The sequence below is a fragment of the Halostella limicola genome (assembly GCF_003675875.1).
In the GTDB taxonomy this organism is placed as follows: Archaea; Halobacteriota; Halobacteria; order Halobacteriales; family Natronoarchaeaceae; genus Halostella; species Halostella limicola.
Genome location: NZ_RCDI01000001.1, coordinates 1,232,854 through 1,255,058 on the forward strand (window position 1 = coordinate 1,232,854; position 22,205 = coordinate 1,255,058).

Here is a 22,205-nt window from a genome sequence, read left to right on the forward strand (position 1 = left end):
GGGATCGCTACGCCTCGAACGCGGAAAAATCACAGCTCCCGGTCGGACGAGGGGTCGTCGAGCTCCCAGAGGTACTCCGGGAGGAAGGCGTCGAGCTCGTCGACGACGCGGCGCTCGCTCACGTTCAGGCCCTCGCAGTGCTCGTGCGCGGAGTCGCGCACGTCGACGTGGATCTCGCCGTCCTCGACGGTGACGGCGAGCGGGAAGACGGAGCAGCGCGCCGGCTTCCAGTCGTGCTCGTCGTGGAGGGCACAGAGGCCGTCGTCGCGGAGGAAGTAGCAGGCCGCGCCGTCGTCGGCGACGTGCTCCTCGCGGTCTTTCTCCTCGCGGCGGACGAAGTCCTCGCCGCGGAACTGCGTGGTCGCCTGATTGACGCTCTCGCGCTCGGCGAGTTCGAGGAAGTCCTTGTCGTACAGGAGGACACCGTGCTGGCAGCACCACGTGCAGTCGTCGACGCACTCGAAGGTGAGATCGAGGTCGAAGTCGACCACGGCTTCCCTGCCGGGGTACACCTCGACGCGGCGCTGCTCGTCCGCGCCGCCGTCGGGGGTCCGGTCGTCTGCGCTCACACGGCGCAGTGGGGGCCGCGGGGGGAAAGGCTACTCGGTCTCGACGGCGATCTCCCGCGACAGCGACCCGTCCCGCCACCGCAGGCGGACGATCATCTGAAGGCCCTCGCTCCCGTCGCTCGGGTCGGCGTACCGGTCGTCGGGGCCGCTCTCGTACACCCACGTCGTCGTCTCGCCGGCGGGAACGTCCAGCGAGATCCTCGCCTCGGGCGTGTACGCGATGGACGGCCCGGTCCGGTTGACAGCGGCGACGAACGTCCCGTCGGCGTCGCCGACGTTCGCCACGGTCAACTCGGCGGTCACCGTCTCGTCGAGCGCCATCGACTCGGGAGCGTCGAAGCCGCGCACCTCGAAAGTCGTCGGGGGCCGCGACAGGCGCTCGACGGCGCCCTCGTCGAGTTCGTGCCCGCCGCCGGGCCAGGTGAGCCTCGCGCCCTCTGCGTCGAGCGGTTTCGCTACCTCGAACGCGACCCAGCCCTCGCCGTTCTCGCTGTCGTACGGGTCGCCGTAGTCCCAGAGTCGTTCTCCCATCCCGCCGACCTCCGTCGTCGGCGGGATCGATCGATCGCCGATCCGGAGCCTGAACGCCGCCCGCGGCGGCGCGGGCGTCCCGTCAGCGGTCACGGACGCTATCACGTACTGCTCGTCGCGCTCGCCGTAGGTGCCGATGGAGTCCGGGGAGTTCGACGCGACGTACTCCGGCGTTGCCTCGGCGCGCTCGACCGTCACCCCCGCGTACGCCCCGTCGTCGTCGGTCGTCCCGTCGGTGCTCGTCTCGTCGTCGGTCGCCGTTCCGGGGTCAGACCGGGCGCGGTCGAGGCAGCCGCCGAAGGCGCCGACCCCGGCGGTGAGCGCCCCGAGCAGGCGTCGTCGTCTCATACGCGGACTCACGGCAGTACTGCGTAAAGGTCTTGAGAAGGCACAAACCGGCGTTTGAGTTACCGCCGCGGCGGCGGGACGGTTCGGGGGGCCGACGGCGGCCAAAAACCCGTTTATCCCGTGTTCTTCATCCCCGCGGCGATCCCTTTCACAGTCAGCCGGAGGGTACGCTCCTCCTCCTCGGTCCGGTGGGTCTGGCCGAGCAGGTGCGTCTGGAGCAGGTTCAGCGGGTCGACGTAGGGGTTGCGACGGCTGAGGCTCTCCCGGAGCCAGTCGCGGTCGATGGCGTGGTCTCGGCCGGCGATCTCGGTGACGAGGTCGACCGCCTCCTCGTACTCCTCGCTGACCCGCGGGAAGAACTGCTCGCGGAGGTCCGCCGTCGCCAGACCGGCGTACTCGGCGGCGATCTCCATGTCCGTGCGGCCCAGCGCCATCGCGGCGTTGTCGATCCGCGTCCGGAAGAACGGCCACTCCTCGTACATCGTCTGGAGCGTCTCCACGTCGCCGCCGTCGTCGAGGTACGCCCGGATGCCGGTCGCGAGCGCGTACCAGCCGGGCAGGATACAGCGGGACTGCGTCCACGAGAACACCCACGGGATCGCCCGCAGGTCCTCGACGTTGCGCTCGCCGGATCGCGAGGCGGGCCGGGAGCCGAGGTTCAGGTCCTCGATGACGGTGATCGGCGTCGCCTGCTCGAAGTACTGGACGAACCCGTCGGTCTCAAGCAGGTCGCGGTACTCGTCGCGGGCGGCGTCGGCCATCGTCTCCATCGCCTCGATCCACTCGTCCTCGACGTCCTCGACGGGGTTTTTCAGCGACCGGTAGCGCGACCGGATCTGAGCGTTGAGCATCTGCTCCATGTTGCGCTCGGCGACGCGCGGGTTGGCGTACTTCTCGGCGATCGCCTCGCCCTGCTCGGTGAACTTCACCTGGCCGGTGACGGTCTCGTTCGGCAGCGCCAGCAGCGCGTCGTTCATCGGCCCGCCGCCGCGGGAGATGGAGCCACCCCGGCCGTGGAACAGCCGCATCGTCACGTCGAAGTCGTCGCAGATCTCCGCGAGGCGGCGCTGGTTCTTGTACAGCGACCAGTTGGCGGCGAGGAAGCCGTTCTCCTTGTTCGAGTCGGAGTAGCCCAGCATGATCTCCTGAGTGTTGCCGCGGGCCTCCAGCGCCTGCGCGTACGCCTCGTTCTCGAACAGCGTGCCCATGATGCGCCGCGCGCCGGAAAGCGCGCGCTCGGTCTCAAGCAGCGGGACGATGTCGAGGCCGCAGTGCCCCGGCAACTCGATCACGTCGGCCTGGTCCGCGAGGAACAGCACTTCGAGCACGTGGCTCGGCTCGTCGGTCATCGAGATGGCGTACGTGTCGATGGCCTGAACGCCGTACTCCTCGTGCCACTCCGAGAGCGACTCGAACCGGTCGAGGACGCGCGCCGCGGTGTCGGAGACGTCGCGCGTGTCGCTCACGTCGACGACGCGCTCGTCCTGCAAGATGCACTCGGTGAGCACGTCGACGCGCTCGTCCTCGTCCATGTCGGCGTAGTCGATCCCCTCGCGGGCGAGCGCCTCGGCGACCGTCTCGGTGTGGTTCTCCTGGTGGTCGCGCAGGTCGAGGCTCGCGAGGTTGAACCCGAACGTGTCGACGCGCCGCCGGAGCGGGTCGACGTGGGCCTCGGCGACGCTGTCGGCGCCGTTCTCGCGCAGGCTCTGGGCCAGCACGGCGAGGTCGTCCTGCAGCTCGGAGACGTCCTCGTAGCCGCCGGGACGGACGTCGCCGACGCGTTCGAGGCGCTCGCGCATCAGCTTCAGCTTCTGGCGGTAGGGCTCGCCGGGGTAGCGCTCTTCGCCCTCCTCGGCGATGCCGGGGAGCCGCTCGCGGTCGGCCGCGAGCGACTTCTCGAAGCGCTCGCCGACCTGGATGCGGCTCCCGTCCTGGCTGAGGACGCCCGAGAGCTCCTTCAGCTGCTCGCGGTAGCGGTCGAGGACGACCGCGCGCTGGCGCTCGAGCGTGTTCTCCGTCACCTCGGGCGTGACGTACGGGTTCCCGTCGCGGTCGCTCCCGGCCCACGAGCGGAACTCGAACAGCTTCGGGATGTCGACGTCCCCGTCGAACTCGTCGTCGAAGGCGTCCTCCAGTTCGTCGTACACCTCGCCGACGATGTCGAACAGGGTGTTCTCCAGGTACCACTGGACGTTACGCGCCTCGTCCTCGGGGTTCGGGCGGCGCTTGCGCACCTGCGGGGTCTGCCAGAGGCTCGTCACCTCGGCGTCGACGTCGCGCTCGACCTGCCCCCGCTCCTTGTCGGTGAGCAGGCGCTCGTCGAGGGTTTCGAGGTGGTTCGAGATCTGGCGGAGCTTCGACTTCACCGTCTTCCGCCGGGCCTCCGTCGGGTGAGCGGTGAACGTCGGCTCGATGAGGACGTCGTCGAGCACCCGCTCGACGGTGTCGACGTCCTCGTCGGCGAGTTCGGCGGCGGCCGTCTCCAGGCTGTCCTCCAGGTCGCCGTCCTGTGAGCCCTGGCGGATGGCCCGGACCCGCTCGCGCTCCTCCGCGAGGTTGATGAGCTCGAAGTAGGTGGTGAACGCGCGGGCGACGACGCTCTCCAGTTCGGGCGTGAGCGTGTCGAGTTCGTCGTGCAGGGCGCCGCGGGAGTCGAGTTCGCCGTCCCTGTAGTCGATAGCGGACGTGCGGAGCGTCTCTACCGTCTCGAACGCGGAGTGAGAGGCCTGGTCGGCCAGAACGTCGCCGAGGAGCGCCCCGAGCTCCCGGACGTCCTGCCTGACCTCCCTGTTGTGCAATTGCATGTCTCGGTCATGTCTTCCCGGGGGCTAAAACGCACCGAATAGTGGCGAATACTACCCTCGTGAACCGAAATTAGTGATAGTTCGTCGATAGCAGGATCACCGGATCCCGAGTCCTCCGAACCGCCGTCCCCGCGGTGCCGGAGCCACCGGAACACCCTGAACCGGCTGGCGAACCGTCTCTCAACGGGTCTGTGAGGGCGGCCAGCAAAACATGCCGGCGCGCAACCGCGTGGAGAGAGTGAGAACTCGCGGGTTCGGAGTCAGTCAGGTAGCGCCGGAGCAGGACCGTTGGAACGGCGCGATCACCCTGCCGCGGCGATTTAGGCGATCACGCTCGGGAAAGTTACTTGTCTGCGGTCCGGTTATACTGTGGAAAGATGGGCCGGAACGTCGATCTCTCGGGCAGTTGGCTCAGACTCCTGCTCTACGCGTTCCAGCTGGCCGGGCTTCTGCTGGCTCTGCTCTTCGTGGCGGGTCCGCTCGACAGTCCCGCCAGCGTCCTGTTAGCCGCCCTGTTCGCGGTACTCGTGACCGCGACGGCGGTCGGCCTGTGGCGGTCGACGACCGACGGCGACGGGGGAGACCATCTCGGTACGACTGAGGACATCACGTACGACCCGTTCGCTGACCCCGGGCAGGCGGCCCGGGACAGGTGGGAGAAGGCCGTTCGTCGACTCCCCGGCGGGGGCGACGGGCGGGACGATTAGTTGTATTCCCGCCACCGGTTCCCGCACTCCTGACACTTGAAGAACCGCGTCGGCGGCTCGTCCGCGGACCCGGTCTGCTTGATGGTGTACCAGGCCTTCGTGTGGCCGCACTCGTCGCAGACCACGTCGTCCGCGGTCGGTTTCCCCTCGAAGTTGGCCCCCTCCTCGGTCTCGATCACGTCGTCTTCGGTCTGGCGCTCCGTCGAGACGAACTGGGCGGCGCGGTCCTCGTCACGCTCGACGGTCGCGCCGCAGCTGGAACAGACCATCTCGCCGTCCCGGGACTTCATCATGGAACCGCAGTCGTCGCAGAACTGCATGCCTCGGCGTACTCGCTCGGGTGGCAAAAGCGGACCGCTCGGGCGTCGCCGGCGGCTACTCCCCGTCGGCGCGGCCGGGGCTGGCCTTGCCCAGCCGCTCGTCCTCCTTGACGACGGGACAGTTGACGACCCGGAAGTGTTCGAGGTCGGTCGCTTCGAGGATCTCGGTCCCCTCGTGGCCGCAGCTGACGTCCGGCGGGTCGGAGAAGTACTCGCAGCCCTGGCAGTACGTCCGCTTCGATATCTCGCGGACGTCCCGCTCGTCCTCGGCGGCGGTCTCGGTGGGTTCGTCCGCGGTGACCTGCTCCCAGAGCGTCTCCCGGTCGAGCTCGTCGGTCCGGTGCTCGGTAAACAGGTCGTCGTACTCGCCGCCCGCGTCGCGCTCGCGTCGGCGGTCCTCGACGCGGGCCGCGAGGTCGCCGAGCGGGGCGTCCGGGTCCCGAGCCAGCGCGTCCGGGACCGGGTCGCTCCCGACCGAATCGTCCGCGGCGTAATCGTCCGAGTCGTCGGCCTCGTCCGTGTCCCTCTCCGCGCCGTCGCCCTCGTCGCCGACCGCGGCGGCCAGGTCCGACAGCGGCTCGTCGGAGTCGCTCGTCATCGCTCGCCCCCGTCGTCGACCTGTTCGTCGCGCGTTGCGGCGCTCACCGGCCGTCACCTCCGTCCACGCCGTGGCTCCCCGTGCCGTCGGGCTCGCCGCGGTCGTCGCCGCCGGTCACGAGGTCGTCGAGCGACGAGTCCAGGTCGGTTTCGACCCGCCCCTCCAGCGCCGGGGGGTCGCCGGTCGCGAGCGTCGCGGACCCGAAGATCCCCCGCTTCGGCTCCACGTCGTTGAACGTGCTCGCGCAGTGCGGACACTTCGGCGCGGTCAGGAGCGCGACGTCGACCTCGGCGTCGCAGTCCCCGCAGCTCGCCGTCCGAACGCCGGAGCGGTTGGCGGCCCGTTTCAGGGAGTCCGCCTCCGAGCGCGTCGCCGCCTCGCCGGCCAGTCGACGCACCTCTCGGCGGACGTCGACGACGGCCCGCGCGAGCAGGTCCGTCCGCTCCTGCAGGTCGTCGGTGGCGTCGGTGAGGTACTCCAGGACGTCCTCGTAGTTCTCGAAGCCCGCCTCGACCCGTCGGTCGACCTCGTCGACGCGGTCCTTCAGCCTGTCGACCTCGTCGGCCAGACGGTCGGCCGTCGCGGCCGCGCCGTCGACTCGGGAGGCGAGGTCCGGGTGCCCGTGGTCGGCGGGAGCCTTCGCGTCGGCCTCGCGCTTGACCTGGATGACCCGCTCGCGGACGTCTTCGATGAGGTCCATGAACTCGTCGTCTATCTCGTCGAGGCGCTCCTCGACGGCGGCGGGAACGCCGTCGGGGTCGACGTGCTCCGCCACGTGGGCCCGGTCGCCGTTCTCCATCCGTTCGACGGCGTAGTGGGACTCGACGAGCCGTCGGAGCACAGTCTCCCGGTCGGCCCCCCCGCCGGCGGCCTGGTTGTCGAGCCACTCGCGGACCTCGGGGGGTACCGTGACCGAGAGCTCCCCCGACTCTTCACTCGCCATTCGTCCGGCTTTCGTGAGGGACACTCTTAAGGGTTATTGCAATTCTGATAATCGCTCACCGGATCTTCCTCACGTTGCTGATGTTGAACCCGTCGTCTTCGATCTCGGTCTCGAACTGGACGATGTTCTCCTCCTCTAGTCGGGAGAGGACGCCGCGAAACTGCTGAACGATCATCGCCCGGTCGCGCTCGCTCCCCCCGCTCTCCCACTTGAAGCGGATCGTCCCGTCGGTCGCGTCGCTGAGGCGGCCGAGCTGGGTGGCTGTCAGCGCCTCGACGTTAACGTGGAGCAGGATGAGGCCGCCCCATTCCTGGGAGGCTTTCTTGAGGCCCTTCATCAGGAGAGTGATGTCGGACCAGTCCATCTGCTCGCTGGCCGCGCTGACGAGGTCGGTGAGGGAGTCGACGAGCACGAGGTTGCCGGAGGCATTCTCGCTGAGGTAATCGCCCATCGCGTCGAGGACGTTCCGCCGCTCGTGGCGCTCGCCGAGCGAGGTGATGTCCTGGGGCTCCTTCGCGTACCAGTCGGTCGGCACGGGCGAGAGCTGGAAGTACTCCGGCGAGAGGTCCGCGAACTCGACGGGCGCCGCGGCCGCCTCGACGATGTCGTCGTCCATCGTGAACGCCATCTCGTCGACGAGCGCCGGTTCGTCGCTGGTGAAAGAGAGGTAGTGGATCTCCTCGGGGACGACGGAGTTCTCGTGGAGCGAGCCGTAGTAGAGGTCGAACAGCTCCGGGTCGGCCTCGACGAGGCCGTTCATCGCCGCGCTGGTGTACATGAACTCCCGCCCGCCCGCCCCGATGTCGCCCGCGAGGAGGACGACGCTCCCCGGCGGCGCGCCGCCGTCGATCATCGAGTCCAGTCGGGAGATCCCGAACGGAATGCGTTTCATAGCCCGACGTGGTGTCGGATTCGCTTACGTGTTACGGCGGATCGCCGCGGGGGAGCGCGGTCGAGCGGCCCGCTCACCGACGCTCGCGGACGGACGCGCCCTCGTTGCGGACGCGCGAGACGAACACGTCGCCGTCGACGCCGGCGGCGCCCAGCGCGTCGCGGGCCGCCTCGCGCGCGGCGCCGGCCCCGTCTGCGTCGGTGACGCCGTACACCGTCGGCCCCCACGAGGACTGCCCGGCGCCCGCGACGGCGGAACAGTCGGTCAGTTCCTCGACGATGGTCCCGACGGGCGGTCGAAACACGCCGCCCTGGGCGTCGGCGTACCAGGCCCCGTTGAGGCGTCCGATCTCCGCGACGGCGTCGCCGAACGCGGAGCGTCGCCCCTCGGCGGCGGCCGGGAGCAGGCGGCGCGAGACGACGCCGCTTATCTGGTCGGCGATTCCGGGGTCGGCGCGCTCTATCACCGACCGCATGCTCGACTCCTCCTCCTCGCCGCTCCGTCCCGGGTCCGCGTCGGGGATGGCCAGCACGAACCGCCAGTCGTCGGGGAGTTCGTGGCGCGACACCACCGCCGGCACGTCCCACTCGCCGTCCGCCGGGCGGTCGGTCGTGAACCGCCCCGTCGGGTGCCCCGCGTCGACGACGAACCCGCCGCGCTCGAACCCGGCGATGCCGACGCCGCTCCGGCCGCCGCGACCCAGCGCGGGCGCGGCCTCCCGGACGTCGAAGTCGGCGTCGTGGGCGCGCGCGACGGCGGCGTACACCGCCAACGCGAGTTGCGTGCCGCTCCCGAGGCCGACGTGGCGGGGGAGTCGCTCCCGGACCGACACCGTCGCGCCGGGGACGCCGAGCACCTCCGACGCCCGACGGGCGTACTCGCGGGCGGCCTCGTCGTCGGCCGTCACCTCCGCCGCCGGCGTCGCCTCGACCGCTAGTCGCGGCTCGGCCAGCGCGACGCCGAGGCTCCCGTACAGTCGCTCGTGGGCGAGCGAGAGGTTCTGGAAGCCGAAGTGAAGTCGCGCCGCCGTCTCGACCGTCGCCATTGGCGACGCTACGGCGCCGAGGGGGTTTTCGGTTTCGACACTGGCAACCCGACGGGTCTACCGGACCGACTCCGCCCTCTGGAGCGAGGACGAACCGCGCTTGAGAGCGTCGGCGACCACGAAGAGGTACAGCGCCGCGAGGTTCCAGACGACAGGGACGAGACCGACGGCGAAAGCGCCCTCGACCGTTCGGAGGTACGCCGCAGTCACCGGCGTCACCGCCGGGACGACCGGGACACAGACGAGGAGATAGGCGACCAGCAGCGGCCCGGCGTACGTACCGAAGTACCGTACGAGTCGGCGCTCGATGGCGCGCCCGAGCCGGGCGTTCCGACCGTCTCGCGTGAGTGGGTGAGAGTTCGTCATGGAACTGCGATCGAGTGTTCGACGCCGCTAGGAGTCCCCCGCTGAAAAATATTGTCAGTTGTATGAAGGGAAATGTGATGTGAATTATCGATCGCGGCCGACCTGTGGGTCTCTAGTGTCCCCCGGTGGGGCGACAAGAAACGTTCCGGCGCACACGTTCGGACGGCAGCAAACTTGTGCGGGAGCAGGTACCTTAAGACGTACCAACGCGATCACCGGGTATGAGTCAGCAAGAGCGGCGCAGGGAGAAAGACGAGAACCTGCGCAGCAGCGAAGTCACGGAGGGGACGGAGCGGGCCCCCCACCGCGCCATGTTCCGCGCGATGGGCTACGACGACGAGGACCTGACCTCGCCGATGGTCGGCGTCGCCAACCCCGCGGCCGACATCACGCCGTGTAACGTCCACCTCGACGACGTCGCGCAGTCGGCCTACGACGGGATCGACGACACGGGCGGCATGCCCATCGAGTTCGGCACGATCACGATCTCGGACGCCATCTCCATGGGGACCGAGGGGATGAAGGCGTCGCTCATCTCCCGGGAGGTCATCGCCGACTCCGTCGAGCTCGTCGCGTTCGGCGAGCGGATGGACGGTCTCGTGACGGTCGCGGGCTGCGACAAGAACCTGCCCGGGATGATGATGGCGGCCATCCGGACGGACCTGCCCTCCGTGTTCCTCTACGGCGGGTCGATCATGCCGGGCGAGCACGACGGGCGGGAAGTCACCATCCAGAACGTCTTCGAGGGCGTCGGCGCGGTCGCCGAGGGCGACATGGCCGAGGACGAACTCGACGACCTCGAACGCAACGCCTGCCCCGGCGCGGGCGCCTGCGGCGGGATGTTCACCGCGAACACGATGGCCAGCATCTCCGAGACGCTCGGCTTCGCGCCGCTGGGCAGCGCCAGTCCGCCGGCCGAGTCCGAGGACCGCTACGAGGTCGCCCGCGAGGCCGGCGAACTCGCGCTCGACGCCATCGAGAACGACCGCAAGCCCTCCGACTTCCTCACCAAGGAGTCCTTCGAGAACGCCATCGCGCTCCAGGTGGCCGTCGGTGGGTCCACGAACGCCGTGCTCCACCTGCTCGCGCTCGCCGCGGAGGCCGGCATCGACCTAGACATCGAGGAGTTCGACGAGATATCCCGGCGCACGCCGAAGATCGCCGACCTCCAGCCCGGCGGCGAACGCGTGATGAACGACCTCCACGAGGTCGGCGGCATCCCCGTCGTCCTCCGCCGCCTGCTCGACGCCGACCTGATCCACGGTGACGCCCTCACCGTGACGGGCAACACCCTCGCCGAGGAGATCGAGCGCCTGGAGGACGAGGGCGCGATCCCGCCGCGCGGCGAGATCGACGCTGACTTCCTCTACCCCGTCGACGACCCCATCCACGAGGAGGGGGCGATCAAGATCCTCACCGGCAACCTCGCGCCGGACGGGAGCGTCCTGAAGATCACCGCCGACGACGGTTTCCACCACGAGGGGCCCGCACAGGTGTTCGAAAACGAGGAGGCGGCGATGAAGTACGTCCAAGAGGGGCACGTCGACGAGGGCGATGTCATCGTCATCCGCAACGAGGGGCCGCAGGGCGGTCCCGGCATGCGCGAGATGCTCGGCGTCACGGCCGCGGTCGCCGGCCAGGACCACGCCGACGACGTGGCGCTGATCACCGACGGACGCTTCTCCGGCGCGACCCGCGGCCGCTCCATCGGACACGTCGCCCCCGAGTCGTTCTCGGGCGGCCCCATCGGCGCACTGGAGGACGGCGACTACGTCACGATCGACATCCCCGACCGGACCCTCGCCGTCGACCTCTCCGACGAGGAGATCGAGGCGCGCCTCGACGAGCGCGACGAGCCGGACCTCCCGTACGACACCGGCGTCCTCGCGAAGTACAGCCTCTCGATGGGCTCGGCCGCGAACGGCGCGGTGAGCAACCCGGGCGTCCGCCGGGACTAGGCCCCGGAAGCGTTTCTTCTCTTTTCGCCGATCAGCGAACGCTGATCCCGAACGCCTCTGACGCCTCCGAGCCGGCGAGCGCGACCCACTCCCGGGGCACGCCCGGCAGGCCGACGCAGCGGACCTCCTGCCGCCCGTCGCGCCGGCGGACCCGGACGTGCGCGTCGGCGACGTGTTTCAGCCGCTCCAGGTCGCGGCCGTTCGTCCGGTTCGTGAACGCCGGCAGGACGCTCGTCCCGCCGCGCTCCGCGGCGAGGCCGGCAAGGTAGTGAGCGAAGCGCGCGACGGCGTCTGAGTCGACCAGTAGCAGCGGTGTCGAGAGCGTGTCGAACAGCAGGTGCGACCTGACCGCGCCGCGGTCGGCCAGCAGGTCGAGGCACTCGTCGACCGCGGTCCCCGCCCGCGAGAAGTTCGTCGGCCCGGAGACGCGCCACGCCAGCCGCTCCGGGCTCGCGTTCGACGCCCCGCCGCGCGTGCAGTCGACCGCGCCGACGCGCTCGGCGTCCATCGCCGTCGACCGGACGAGCCCCGACGCGGCGTCGGTCGCCGGCCCGTCCGTCGTGAGGACGACGCAGCCGTCGTCCGCCCCGGCGAGCGCCGAGACCGTCCGCTCGGGGAACCCGCGGAGGTCGGACCGGCTCGGGGCCGTCACCAGCACGGCGTCCGGCGCCGGCTCGCCGGCGAACAGGTCGTCGAGTTCGTGCGCCACCGTTGCGCGTATCTCCCGGTAATTCGTCATAATCCTGTCGGCCGCGTCGGCCGAGAAGGGTAGTTACAAGACCGCGGCGACGGGACCTGCCCGCATGGAGAAACAGGAGACCATCGAGCAGTTGGTGGACAGCGGCGTCGTCGCGGTCATGCGCGGCGCGAACGCGGACGCGGTCGTCGACATCGCCCGCGCGCTGCAGGACGGCGGCGTCACCGCCATCGAGCTGACCGCGGACACGCAGGGCGTGATGAACCTGGTCGAGGAAGTCGTCGCCGCCCTCGAAAACGACGACGTGGTCGTTGGCGTCGGCACGGTGCTCGACGCCGAGACGGCCCGCGCGGCCATCCTCGCCGGCGCGGAGTTCGTCGTCTCGCCCTCGTTCCACGAGGACGTCGTCGAGGTCTGCAACCGCTACGGCGTGCCGGTCGCCCCCGGCGTCGCCACCCCGACCGAGGCCGTCGAGGCGTACCAGGCCGGCGCGGACATGGTCAAGCTGTTCCCCGCCTCCAGCCTCGGTCCGGGCTACCTCTCCAGCATCAAGGGCCCCCTCGGCCAGATCCCGATCATGCCGACCGGCGGCGTCGGCCCCGACAACGCCGGCGACTTCATTGAGGCCGGCGCGGAGTGCGTCGGCGCGGGCAGCTCGCTCGTGGACGACGACGCCGTCGAACGCGGCGACTTCGAGACCATCACCGAGAACGCCGAGGCGATGGTCGACGCGGTCGAGAGCGCGCGGTAGGGTACGATTTCGAACCCGCCGATCCCGGATCGGTTCGTCCTCCATCGTGACGCTAACGATATGGTTCGGAAGCGAGTTTCTAATTTCATCTTTGTGAACGGATTGATATAATTATCATGAATTAGTCAACCCGGTGGTAGTATATCTATAACTATTGGTAATAATGGGTTTAGAGGCCTCGATGAGTGGTTTCAATAGGTGCTTGAACGGCTTCAACGCGGTGCTGAAAGTGTTCGACTATTTGAAAGAATGACTACATTTATACTTACTCGGTGTTTTGAAGCGCTTAACGCGCCGCCACAGGACGGCACCGCGCCGGGGCGGACCTCGTTCCCCCACGCGCAACAACACGGTCCGTTACCCGGGCCGGAGCCGTCCGCGGTCGGAGCGGGAAAACGAAAATCATGAACATCAAAAACCTATTCACAGACGACGACGCCGTGTCGCCGGTTATCGGGGCTATCCTGATGGTCGCGATTACGGTCATTCTGGCTGCCGTCATCGGGGCGTTCGTCCTCGACCTCGGCGGCTCACAAGAAAAGACGCCGCAGACGAGTTTCGACGCTGACTGGAATCAGAGTTCTACTGGCAACAACGTCACAATCACGCAGGAAAGTGGAGACTCGATCGAAGTCAACCGGATCAACTTCGTCGGTAACAAATCCAATCAAGGGACTGGATGGAACCAGATTTCTGACGGACAGACTCAGGCGGGTTCGTACGTAGGCACTGCTGTGGAGTCTGGTGGTACGGTCCGCGTTGTCTGGGAGTCTGAGAGTGGCGAAACTTCCTCGACGATCGCCGAGTTCGAGAACCCGAACTAATTCAGAATGGATCTGAAGAATCTCTTCACGGACGACGACGCGGTGTCGCCGGTTATCGGGGTCATCCTGATGGTCGCCATTACGTTCATTCTGGCCGCAGTCATCGGCGCCTTCGTGCTGGACCTTGGCGGGTCGCAGGAGAAGACACCGCAGACGAAGTTCGACGCAGACTGGAACGGCACTCAAATTGCTGGCAGTACCGAGTATGATGTGAAGATCTCACAGGAGAGCGGCGATTCCATCTCTACGGATCGTCTCTCCCTGTCTGGTGATATCACTGACGGTAACACGACTGCATGGCAGAATGCGCCGGATAGCACGACTCAGGCAGGCAGTTACATCGAAACGACTGTAGACACTGGCGGCGAAGTCCGCATCATCTGGCAGTCGGAAAGTGGCGAAACGTCCTCGACGCTCGCCACCTTCGAGAACCCGAACTAACGCAGCTCTTTCCGTTTTTTCTTTTTGTAGAGCGCTCACTACGTACTAAGGGTGACTCGTGAGAGGAGCGATAGAGAGCGACAGCTATCTATTCCAGAGCACTTCCGTAACATCGGAGTTTCTCCAAGCCTTTTTCCTCCCTTAAGCATCCAGAAGGAGATTACCGCTTCCATTTTTGGACAGGGGTTGCTTGCCTCAGTTGCCACCTATAACTATCGCTAACGGAGTAGCGACGCCAAAATGATGGGACCGCCGTGATTCGAACACGGGTCCAACGCACCCCATGCGCAGAGGATACCACTACCCCACGGTCCCGCACTCGGGAAGAGGGCAGTGCTATAAATAAGCGCTTCGTTTCAACCTCGCCACTGGAGGACGGTCGCGGCCCACGTGTAGCCGGTGCCAGCGCCGACGAAGCAGACGACGTCGCCGGGCTCGACGCGGCCGCGGGCGAGCCCCTCGTCGAGCGCGAGCACCTGGTCGACGCTCTGGACGTGGCCGTAGTCGTCGAGGTAGTAGCCGTCAGACTGGGGGTCGAGGCCCATCTCGTCGAAGAAGCGGTCGTGGAACGACCGTTTCACGTGCGTGAGCGCGGCGAAGTCGACGTCGTCCCGGACCAGCCCGGACCGCTCCAGCGCGCGGTCGGTCACGTCGAGGAAGTTGGGCAGGGAGACGGGCGCGAGGCGCTCTTTCATCCCGTCGGGGTCGGGAACGTCGAGGGAGTGCGCGCCGGCGCGTACGGTCTCCTCGCTCGGCGGGTTTCGCGTGCCGCCGGCGGGCATCACCACGTCGCGGGAGAACGAGCCGTCCGTGATGGCTGCGCTCTCGCGGACGGACGCGCGGGCGCGGTCACCCCCGCCGTTTTCGAGGACCGTCGCGGACGCGCCGCTGCCGAAGTTGAACATGAACGAGGAGTCCTCGTTCGCGTAGTCCACGAGGTCCTCCTCGCGGCTGGCGGCGACCAGCAGGGCGCTGTCGACGTCGCCGGCGAGCAGCTGGGCGCGGACCTGCCGGATCGCTATCGGCGCGCCGGCACAGAGTGTGTAGCTCTCGGTGGCGTAGGCCCCGTCCGCGCCGATCCGCTCGGCGACGTCGGCGGCGAGGCTCCACACCACGTAGTCCTTGAACTCGCTCCCGTGGTACAGCACGAGGTCGAGGTCGGCCGGATCGATCCCCGCGTCGGCGATCGCCTCTTCCGCGGCCGCGACGCACATGTCGGAGGGGAGGTCGCCGTCGGGCGGGCACACCCGCTTCTCGCGGACGCCCATCTTCTCGACGACGACCGCCTCCGGAACGCCGCTGCGGGCGGCGATCTCCCGCCCGGTGAGGCGTTCGTCCGGCACGTACCGACCGTAGCCGGTGAGCGAGACCGTCACCGCTTCAGCCCCCTGAGCGTCGTCCGCAGACGGTCGGGGAGCCGGTCGGCGACGGTGCCGCCGAGGCGGTCGCGGAGCGTGCCGAGGATCCCGCGCGGGACGTAGAGGACGAACAGGATGAACACGATGCCCAGATACAGGTCGGCCCGGCCGTCGACGAGGACGTCGATGACGTCGCCGACGGTGACGCCGCCCGCGCCGGACGACAGCATCGCGTCGGACAGCCCGCGGCGCAGGTACCGGGCGACGCCGTGGTGCTCCGTCGAGAGGACGCCCTCGACCGAGGCCGTGAAGAGGTAGCCGTACAGCGGGCCGGCGAGCGTGCCGAACCCGCCGATGATCGCGGCCAGCAGCGCCTCGGCCGTGTGGAACAGGTCGAACGTGTTCCCCGGCGCGACCGAGCGGCTGTAGCCGGCGAACAGGCCGCCCGCGATCGCGGCGAAGAAGCCGCTGACGGCGAAGGCGGCCAGCTTGAACCGGTAGACGTCGTAGCCGACCGCGCGGGCCCGCTCCTCGTTCTCCCGGATGGCGATCATCACGCGCCCGAACGGCGAGTGGACGATCCGCTGCATCAGGAAGTAACAGACGGCGACGACCGCGCCGATGGCGTAGAACGACACCCACACCTCGTCGACCTCGATCCCGAGGCCGAGGCCGAACACCTCGCCCAGGCTGGTGCCGACGATGCGGCCGATCTCGACCTGAAGCGCGTCGACGCCGGGGACGCCGAGAGCGAACCCGTCGCCGCCGGCGATCGTCGCGCCGTCGCGCGGGTTGCTGCCGACGCGGTCCCAGTTCCGGATGAACACGTGGGCAACCTCCGCGAACCCGAGGGTGATCATCGCGAAGTAGACGCCGGTGAGCCGGAAGGAGACGAGGCCGACGAGGACGGCGATGACGACCGCGAGCACCCCCGCGATCAGCAGCAGGGCCATGAACGGCGTTTCCGTCCCGAGCATCGGCACCTTCCCCGTCGCCGTCAGGACGACGAGATACGCGCCGACCCCGTAGAACAGCGAGTGGCCGAAGGAGAGATAGCCCGTGTAGCCGCTGATGAAGTCGAAGCTCATAGCGAACAGGCCGATGTACAGCACCGCGACCATCGTGTGGATCCGGGGCAGGAACACGTCGAACTCCGCGCCAAGCGGCGTCCGGATCAGGATCGCGTAGACGATCGGGTAGAGCGCGAAGGCGAGCATCACCGCGACGTGGACCGACTGCTCGCCGAGCAGCCGTCGGACGTAGCCGGCCCCCGACTCGGTTTCCGGTTCGTCCGCCGCGTCGGTCACGGCGGCGTCGGTCGGGTTTGCGGGGTCTCGCTCCTCCGTCGCTTCGGCCGCCTCCGTCGTGTCCGGCGCGTTCGACGCGTCCGACCGGTCGGCCGGTTCGGTAGGGTCGCTAATGGCCACCCACCTCCGCGACGCCGAAGAGGCCCTGCGGCCTGACGATCAGGACGCCGACGAGCACGAGGAACATCGCCATCTCCGGCAGGCCGGGGAAGTCGACGTGGTTCTGGAACAGCCAGGTCATCAGCGCGTCGGTGAGGCCGACGACCCCGGCCGCGACGACCGTCCCGCGGAAGGAGCCGAGACCGCCGATGATCACGACGACGAACGCGACGAGCAGCGTCTCGACGCCGAGCGGGACGCTCGCGCCGAAGCGCGGATCCCACATCAGCACGACGCCGGCCAGTCCAGCGAGGCCCGCGCCGACGCCGAAGACGACGGTGAACGCCTTCCGCACGTCGATGCCGAGCGCGCGGGTCATCTCGGGGTCCTCGCTCCCGGCCCGGATGTAGAGGCCGTACCGCGTCTTGGTGAGGAACGCCCAGATGGCGACGACGACGAGCGCGCCGACGAGCACCTCGAACAGGTACAGCCCGCGCGTGGAGACGCCTGCGACGGAGTACCAGTTCGAGAGGAAGCCGGGCGCGGTCCCCATCGCCGCCTGCCACTCGCTCTGGGGCTGGAGACCGTACAGTTCGACGGCGATTCGGGCGAGCTCGTCGAGCACGAGCACGACGCCGAAGGTCAGCAGTATCTGGAACAGCGGCTCGCGGTCGTAGATCGGTCGGATCAGCGCCACCTCGATCGCGCCGCCGAGCAGGGTGAGGAGGCCGAATGCGGCGGCGATGGCGAGGAAGAAAAGCAGGAACCGCACCGGGCCGCTGGTGCCGGACGACACCAGCGCGACCATCACCGCGCCCCCGAGGTACGCGCCGATCATCGTGAGCGACCCGTGCGCGAAGTTCAGCACGCCCATCAGGCCGAAGATGAGCGAGAGGCCGCTGGCGATGACCACGTACAGCGCGGACTTCGACAGCGCGTCGAGGAGGATGCGCGCCAGCGTCCCGGGCTGGAGCAGGTCGACGAGCACGTCGACGGCGGAGAGGACGACGGGGTCGGTCATGCGCTGAGGTACCTCCGTATCGTCTCGTCGTCCTGGGAAACGGTTCCGGAGTCGCCGCTCTCGACGACCTCGCCGTGGTCGAGCAGGTAGAAGCGGTCGGTCAGGTCCATCGCCATCGGGAAGTTCTGCTCGACGAGCAGCAGCGTCACGTCGTCGGCGAGCGTCCCGAGCGCGTCGACCACCTCCTCGACGATGAGCGGCGCGAGCCCCTCGCTGGGCTCGTCGACCAGCAGCAGGTCGTTGTCCCCGACCAGCGCGCGGGCGATGGCGACCATCTGCTGTTGCCCGCCGCTGAGGTCGCCGGCGTCCCGGTCGCGGTGGTCCCGCAGCGCCGGGAAGGCGTCGAGCGCCTCCTCGACCCTCGCCGAGACGTCGGACCCCGGCGGCGTGGCGACGCGCAGGTTCTCGTCGACGGAGAGGTGGCTGAACATCCGGCGCTCCTCGGGCACCCACCCGACGCCTCGCCGGGCGATCTCGTGGGTCTCGACGCCGGTGACGTCCTCGCCGTGGAGGCGGACGGTCCCCTCGCGGGGCGGCGTCAGCCCGAGGATGGAGCGGAGCGTCGTCGTCTTGCCGACGCCGTTTCGCCCCACGAGCGCGACGTTCTCCCCCTTCTCGACGGTCAGGTCGACGCCGCGGAGGACGTGGCTCTCGCCGTAGTAGCTGTGGACGCCGTCGAGCTCGAGCGCGGGGGGATCGCCGCTCACGCGGCCTCACCTCCCTCCCTGGCGTCGCCGCCCGCGTTCGTCTCCTCGCCGGGCTCGTACCCGCCGAGGTACGCCTTCTGCACGTCCGGGTTCTCCTGCACCGCCTGGGGCTTCCCGTCGGCGATGAGCTCACCCTGGTGGAGGACGGCGACCCGGTCGCTGACGTCCATCACGATGTCCATGTTGTGCTCGACGAGCAACACGGCGTGGTCCTCGGCCACGTCGCGGATGAGTTCGACGAGCCGGTCGATGGCGTCGCTGGAGACGCCGGCCGTCGGCTCGTCGAGCAGGAGGACGTTCGGGTCGCCCGCGAGCGCGATGGCGACTTCGAGGTGTCGCTTCTGCCCGTGCGAGAGCGTCTCGGCCGGCGTGTCGGCCTCGTCGCCGAGGCCGACCCGGTCGAGGATCGAGCGCGCCTCGCGCTCGTACTCCGGGAACGCCGAGACGTTGCGCCACAGCTTCCAGGCGTCGTCGCCGCCGTGGGCCTGCGCGGCAACGCGGACGTTCTCCAGCGCCGTCGCCGTCGGGAAGACGTTCGTGATCTGGTAGGACCGGTGGATCCCCCGGAGCGCCGTCTCGTGCGGGCCGTCGTCCGTCACGTCGACCCAGTCGCCCTCGCGCGGGCGGTACTCGACGCTCCCCTCGCTCGGCGCGAGTGTGCCGGTGAGCAGGTTGAAAAACGTCGTCTTCCCGGCGCCGTTCGGGCCGATGAGCGAGCAGAGCTGGTTCTCGCCGAGCTCGAAGTCCACGTCGTCGACCGCCGTCAGGCCGCCGAACCGTTTCGTGAGTCCCGTCGTGCGGATCATCCTGAGAGGTCGCAGTTCATCCCGCTCGCGCCCTGCGGGATCGTGGCGTCGCTGCCGGCGACTCGGGCGACCGGCTCGCTCGGCATCACGCCCGCGTCCCACGAGTCGGCCCACTCGTCGGTCGTCGGCACCGGGTTCGCGATGGTCATCTCGGAGCGGGCCTGGTTGTTGTACTCCTGGAAGGTGTAGCCGGCCTCGCCCTTCGGCGTGTCGTCGACGGTCATCCCGGTGAGCGCGTCGACGACGTCGTCGGCGTCGGTCGAGCCGGCGTCCTCGACGGCCTGGACCAGCGCCGACCCTGCGGTGAACGTCCCCGATGTGAAGAGGTCGGGGACTGTGCCGTACGCCTCGGTGTACATGTCGACGAAGGCGTCGTTGATCTCGTTGTCGTACTGGTTCCAGTGGTATCGCGTCGTGAACGGGCCGAGCTTCGCGTTTCGGAGGTCCTCGGCCGTGTAGCCCTCGCCGAAGACGCGCTGGGCGACGCCGCCGATGGCGTTGTTCGAGATCATCGTCGCGAACCCGCCGAACATCCGGAGGCCGTAATCGCCGGAGAGCCCGGTCGAGAGGAACGCCGGGAGCGTCACGACGGTGAACCCACCGATGACGGCGTCTGCGCCCGCCTCGACGGCGTTCTCGTAGAGGCCGTCGAACTCCGAGTAGCCCCGCGGGACGAACTGCTCGCCCGCGATCTCGATGCCCTCGCTCTCGAGGACGGAGCGGTAGTTCGCCGCCACGGCGCGGCCGAAGCTGTAGTCGGCGGCCATGATGTACACGCTCTCGACGTCGGTCTCCTGCGCGACGTACCGGCCGCCGCTGCGGGCGTCCATCGCCGTGTGCTCGTTCGCGCGGAACACGCGTTCGCTGCAGTACTGGCTATCGGAGGTGATGTCGGACGCGGCCGCCGGTCCCGCGACGAAGGGGGTGTCGGTGTTGGCGACGACGGACTCGATCACGCGGCGGGCGGCCCCGGAGTTCGCCGTGCCGAACAGCACGTCGACGTCGCGCTCCTCCACGAGGTCGGTAGCGATCGACTGCGCCTGGTCGGCGTCGAACTGCGTGTCCTCGATGAGGAGCTCGTAGTCGTACTGGTCGCCCTCGACCGTCTCCTCGCCGGCGGAGTCGGCGTCGAGCGGGTCGGCGTCGTGCTTGTAGGCGAGCCCCGAGAGGAACCCCCAGAGGCTCTGCTTCCCGTAGTACTCCACGTCGCCGGTCAGCGGCTGCATCACGCCGATGCGGAGCGCGCCGCCCTCGCCGCCGCCCCCCTCCTCGGAGAGGCAGCCGGCGACGCCGGCGAGACCGATCGCACCAGCGCTCTTGAGTAACGACCGTCGGGTCGGGTGTGTCATTGTATATCAATCAGTCGCGCCGTTCCTGCAAAGTCACCAATGTTAATATACAAACCCCGCCCCTCGACGGCCGTAACGGCCGTAGAGGGCTACGCGCTATCTCGCGAGCGCCGAGCGGGGGCGCGGCCGATAGCCCCCCGTCCGCCGTCCCGCTCAGCCGAACAGCGGCGCCGGCCCCTCGGGCGTGGACGACGCGCCGCGGAACGACACCGCCTCGCCGATGTCGGCGTCGCCCTCCAGGCGGGCCATCACGCGGCCGTCGCCGAGCGTCACGATCCCGACGCGGTACGGCGCGTCGAACCCCTCGGGCGCGACCTCGATGCGCGTCGCCGAGTACACCGTTCCCTCCTCGGGCAGTTCCACCGTTTCGAGCGCGCGCGACCCGCACCGCGCGCAGGCCGCCTTCGGCGCGGCCGTGACGTGGCCGCAGTCCGCGCACTCCTGTCCCAGCAGGCGGCCGTCGCCGAGCGCGTCCTGCCAGCCGGCGGTCGTGAGCCGGCCGTCGGTCAGGTAGTCGGCGAACTCGCTCACGCTTCACCACCTCGCGCGCCGCCGCGCGTGCCGTCCGACTCGGGGCGCTCCAGCACGCTGACGACCGTCGTCGCCGCGTCGCCGCCGAGGTTGTGGGCGACGCCGACGTCCGCGGCCTCGACCTGTCGCTCCCCGGCCTCGCCGCGGAGCTGCTCGGTCAGTTCGACCACCTGCGCGACCCCCGTCGCGCCGATGGGGTGGCCCTTCGCCTTCAGCCCGCCGCTGGGGTTGACGGGGACGTCGCCGCCCAGAGCGGTGCGCCCTTCGGCGGCGGCCGTCCCGCCCTGGCCGTCCTCGACGAGGCCGAGCGCCTCCGTCGCGAGCACCTCCGCGCCGGTGAAGCAATCGTGGATCTCCGCGAAGTCGACGTCGTCCGCGGTGACATCGGCGGCCGCGTACGCCTCGCTCGCGGCGTCCCGCGCGGCCTGCGTCACGGAGGGGTGGGCCTTGTCCGCGATGGGGACCACGTCCGTCGCGTGGCCGACGCCGGCGACGCGGACCGGGTCGCCGCCCAACCGCTCCGCGGCGTCCGGGCTGGCGACGACGACGGCGGCGGCCCCGTCGGAGAACGGACAGCAGTCGTGCAGGCGGAACGGGTCCGCGACGAGGGGGCCGTCCAGCACCTCCTCGACGGTCGTCTCCTTGCCGAAGTGCGCCCGCGGGTTCAGGCTGCCGTGGTGGTGGTTCTTCACGGCCACCTCGGCCAGTTGCTCCGACGTCGTCCCGTGCTCGTGCATGTGCCGCTTCGTCAGCAGGGCGAACACGCCGGGGAAGGTGAGGCCGGTCGGGCGCTCGTACGCGCCGTGGGCCGCGCTGGCGAAGATGCGGGTCATCGCGCCGGTCCCCTTGCCCGTCTCGGGAGAGCACCGCTCGACGCCGCCGACCAGCACCACGTCGTGCTGGCCCGCCTCCACCGCGCGGACGGCGTGTTTGAACGCGTTCGAGGAGGTCGCGCAGGCGTCCTCGTACCGCTGGCAGGGGACTCCAGCGACGCCGACGTGGGAGGCGAGCGTCGGCGCGAGGTGGCTCTCGCCCTCTATCTGGCCGCCCATCGCGTTGCCGAAGTAGAAGGCGTCTATCTCGTCCGGGCCCGCCCCGGCGTCGTCCATCGCCGGGAGCGCCGCGTCGGCGAACAGGTCGGGGAGCGTCGCTTCGTGGACGCCGAACGGCGTCATTCCGACGCCGACGACGTGTGCGTCTGGCATGCTAGAGACGAGGAACTAGGAGTGCAAA

General features: G+C 69.2%; 23 protein-coding genes and 1 tRNA gene. 5 read left to right on the forward strand and 19 right to left on the reverse strand.

The genetic code is table 11. From position 1 onward, the window contains the following. Positions 1-29: 29 nt before the first annotated feature. From D8670_RS07245 to ppc, 3 genes are all read right to left on the reverse strand, one after another. Positions 30-569, reverse strand: coding sequence for a YkgJ family cysteine cluster protein (locus D8670_RS07245; protein ID WP_121817390.1), 540 nt, complete (start codon positions 567-569; stop codon positions 30-32). Between the two features lie 30 nt (positions 570-599). Further along, positions 600-1,448 (reverse strand): hypothetical protein, encoded by an 849-nt coding sequence (locus D8670_RS07250; protein WP_121817391.1) that lies wholly within the window; start codon positions 1,446-1,448, stop codon positions 600-602. A gap of 113 nt (positions 1,449-1,561) precedes the next feature. Then, positions 1,562-4,252: a phosphoenolpyruvate carboxylase gene (gene ppc / locus D8670_RS07255; protein ID WP_121817392.1), complete on the reverse strand. Its 2,691-nt coding sequence runs from the start codon at positions 4,250-4,252 to the stop codon at positions 1,562-1,564. Between the two features lie 377 nt (positions 4,253-4,629). Between ppc and D8670_RS07260 the strand changes: the two genes are divergently transcribed. Next, positions 4,630-4,959 (forward strand): DUF8000 family membrane protein, encoded by a 330-nt coding sequence (locus tag D8670_RS07260; protein WP_121817393.1) that lies wholly within the window; start codon positions 4,630-4,632, stop codon positions 4,957-4,959. On the opposite strand, the gene D8670_RS07265 is transcribed toward D8670_RS07260, so the two are convergent. The 6 genes from D8670_RS07265 to D8670_RS07290 form a co-directional block, all read right to left on the reverse strand. Then, positions 4,956-5,279: a transcription factor S gene (locus D8670_RS07265; protein WP_121817394.1), complete on the reverse strand. Its 324-nt coding sequence runs from the start codon at positions 5,277-5,279 to the stop codon at positions 4,956-4,958. The two genes, D8670_RS07260 and D8670_RS07265, sit on opposite strands and share 4 nt — an antisense overlap. 55 nt (positions 5,280-5,334) lie before the next feature. After that, on the reverse strand, positions 5,335-5,877 hold the full coding sequence (locus D8670_RS07270; RefSeq protein WP_121817395.1) for a DUF8135 domain-containing protein: 543 nt from the start codon (positions 5,875-5,877) through the stop codon (positions 5,335-5,337). 43 nt (positions 5,878-5,920) lie between these two features. Beyond that, entirely contained in the window at positions 5,921-6,820 is a 900-nt protein-coding gene (locus D8670_RS07275; RefSeq protein ID WP_193569273.1) for a hypothetical protein, read from the reverse strand. Positions 6,821-6,875: 55 nt separating this feature from the next. Continuing rightward, positions 6,876-7,712 (reverse strand): RAD55 family ATPase, encoded by an 837-nt coding sequence (locus D8670_RS07280; RefSeq protein ID WP_121817396.1) that lies wholly within the window; start codon positions 7,710-7,712, stop codon positions 6,876-6,878. 73 nt (positions 7,713-7,785) lie between these two features. Beyond that, positions 7,786-8,757: a beta-ribofuranosylaminobenzene 5'-phosphate synthase family protein gene (locus D8670_RS07285; RefSeq protein WP_121817397.1), complete on the reverse strand. Its 972-nt coding sequence runs from the start codon at positions 8,755-8,757 to the stop codon at positions 7,786-7,788. A 57-nt stretch (positions 8,758-8,814) separates the two neighbouring features. After that, positions 8,815-9,123, reverse strand: coding sequence for a hypothetical protein (locus D8670_RS07290; protein ID WP_121817398.1), 309 nt, complete (start codon positions 9,121-9,123; stop codon positions 8,815-8,817). A gap of 221 nt (positions 9,124-9,344) precedes the next feature. Here D8670_RS07290 and ilvD point away from each other — a divergent pair, with 221 nt between their 5' ends. Then, positions 9,345-11,081 carry a dihydroxy-acid dehydratase gene (gene ilvD, locus D8670_RS07295; protein WP_121817399.1) on the forward strand — a complete coding sequence of 579 codons (1,737 nt, stop codon included), beginning with the start codon at positions 9,345-9,347 and terminating at the stop codon, positions 11,079-11,081. 31 nt (positions 11,082-11,112) lie between these two features. On the opposite strand, the gene D8670_RS20805 is transcribed toward ilvD, so the two are convergent. Further along, the gene (locus D8670_RS20805; RefSeq protein ID WP_162994219.1) at positions 11,113-11,790 is read right to left on the reverse strand and encodes a DUF7504 family protein; all 678 of its coding nucleotides are present in this window, start codon (positions 11,788-11,790) and stop codon (positions 11,113-11,115) included. Between the two features lie 94 nt (positions 11,791-11,884). Between D8670_RS20805 and D8670_RS07305 the strand changes: the two genes are divergently transcribed. The 3 genes from D8670_RS07305 (at position 11,885) to D8670_RS07315 (ending at position 13,794) form a co-directional block, all read left to right on the forward strand. After that, on the forward strand, positions 11,885-12,529 hold the full coding sequence (locus D8670_RS07305) for a bifunctional 4-hydroxy-2-oxoglutarate aldolase/2-dehydro-3-deoxy-phosphogluconate aldolase (protein WP_121817400.1): 645 nt from the start codon (positions 11,885-11,887) through the stop codon (positions 12,527-12,529). 404 nt (positions 12,530-12,933) lie between these two features. Then, a complete protein-coding gene (locus D8670_RS07310) occupies positions 12,934-13,353 on the forward strand; it encodes a type IV pilin domain-containing protein (RefSeq protein WP_121817401.1) in 420 nt (139 codons plus the stop codon). Positions 13,354-13,359: 6 nt separating this feature from the next. Further along, a complete protein-coding gene (locus tag D8670_RS07315) occupies positions 13,360-13,794 on the forward strand; it encodes a type IV pilin domain-containing protein (RefSeq protein ID WP_121817402.1) in 435 nt (144 codons plus the stop codon). A 244-nt stretch (positions 13,795-14,038) separates the two neighbouring features. Here the strand turns inward: D8670_RS07315 and D8670_RS07320 are convergent. The 9 genes from D8670_RS07320 to D8670_RS07360 form a co-directional block, all read right to left on the reverse strand. Then, a tRNA-Pro gene (locus D8670_RS07320) sits at positions 14,039-14,109 on the reverse strand. Positions 14,110-14,150: 41 nt separating this feature from the next. After that, a complete protein-coding gene (locus D8670_RS07325; protein ID WP_121817403.1) occupies positions 14,151-15,170 on the reverse strand; it encodes a 3-oxoacyl-ACP synthase in 1,020 nt (339 codons plus the stop codon). Next, a complete protein-coding gene (locus D8670_RS07330; protein ID WP_375137269.1) occupies positions 15,167-16,579 on the reverse strand; it encodes a branched-chain amino acid ABC transporter permease in 1,413 nt (470 codons plus the stop codon). The genes D8670_RS07325 and D8670_RS07330 overlap by 4 nt, the downstream gene beginning before the upstream one ends. Then, positions 16,569-17,579, reverse strand: coding sequence for a branched-chain amino acid ABC transporter permease (locus D8670_RS07335; RefSeq protein WP_121817404.1), 1,011 nt, complete (start codon positions 17,577-17,579; stop codon positions 16,569-16,571). Before D8670_RS07335 ends, D8670_RS07330 begins: the two co-directional genes overlap by 11 nt. After that, positions 17,576-18,286 carry an ABC transporter ATP-binding protein gene (locus D8670_RS07340; protein ID WP_121817405.1) on the reverse strand — a complete coding sequence of 237 codons (711 nt, stop codon included), beginning with the start codon at positions 18,284-18,286 and terminating at the stop codon, positions 17,576-17,578. Before D8670_RS07340 ends, D8670_RS07335 begins: the two co-directional genes overlap by 4 nt. Continuing rightward, the gene (locus tag D8670_RS07345; protein WP_121817406.1) at positions 18,283-19,092 is read right to left on the reverse strand and encodes an ABC transporter ATP-binding protein; all 810 of its coding nucleotides are present in this window, start codon (positions 19,090-19,092) and stop codon (positions 18,283-18,285) included. Before D8670_RS07345 ends, D8670_RS07340 begins: the two co-directional genes overlap by 4 nt. Then, a complete protein-coding gene (locus tag D8670_RS07350; protein WP_121817407.1) occupies positions 19,089-20,441 on the reverse strand; it encodes an ABC transporter substrate-binding protein in 1,353 nt (450 codons plus the stop codon). The genes D8670_RS07345 and D8670_RS07350 overlap by 4 nt, the downstream gene beginning before the upstream one ends. Before the next feature lie 153 nt (positions 20,442-20,594). Next, complete coding sequence (locus tag D8670_RS07355) at positions 20,595-20,972, reverse strand: Zn-ribbon domain-containing OB-fold protein (protein ID WP_233752206.1); 378 nt, start codon at positions 20,970-20,972, stop codon at positions 20,595-20,597. Further along, a complete protein-coding gene (locus tag D8670_RS07360) occupies positions 20,969-22,177 on the reverse strand; it encodes a thiolase domain-containing protein (RefSeq protein ID WP_121817408.1) in 1,209 nt (402 codons plus the stop codon). The genes D8670_RS07355 and D8670_RS07360 overlap by 4 nt, the downstream gene beginning before the upstream one ends. Between the last annotated feature and the right edge of the window lie 28 nt (positions 22,178-22,205).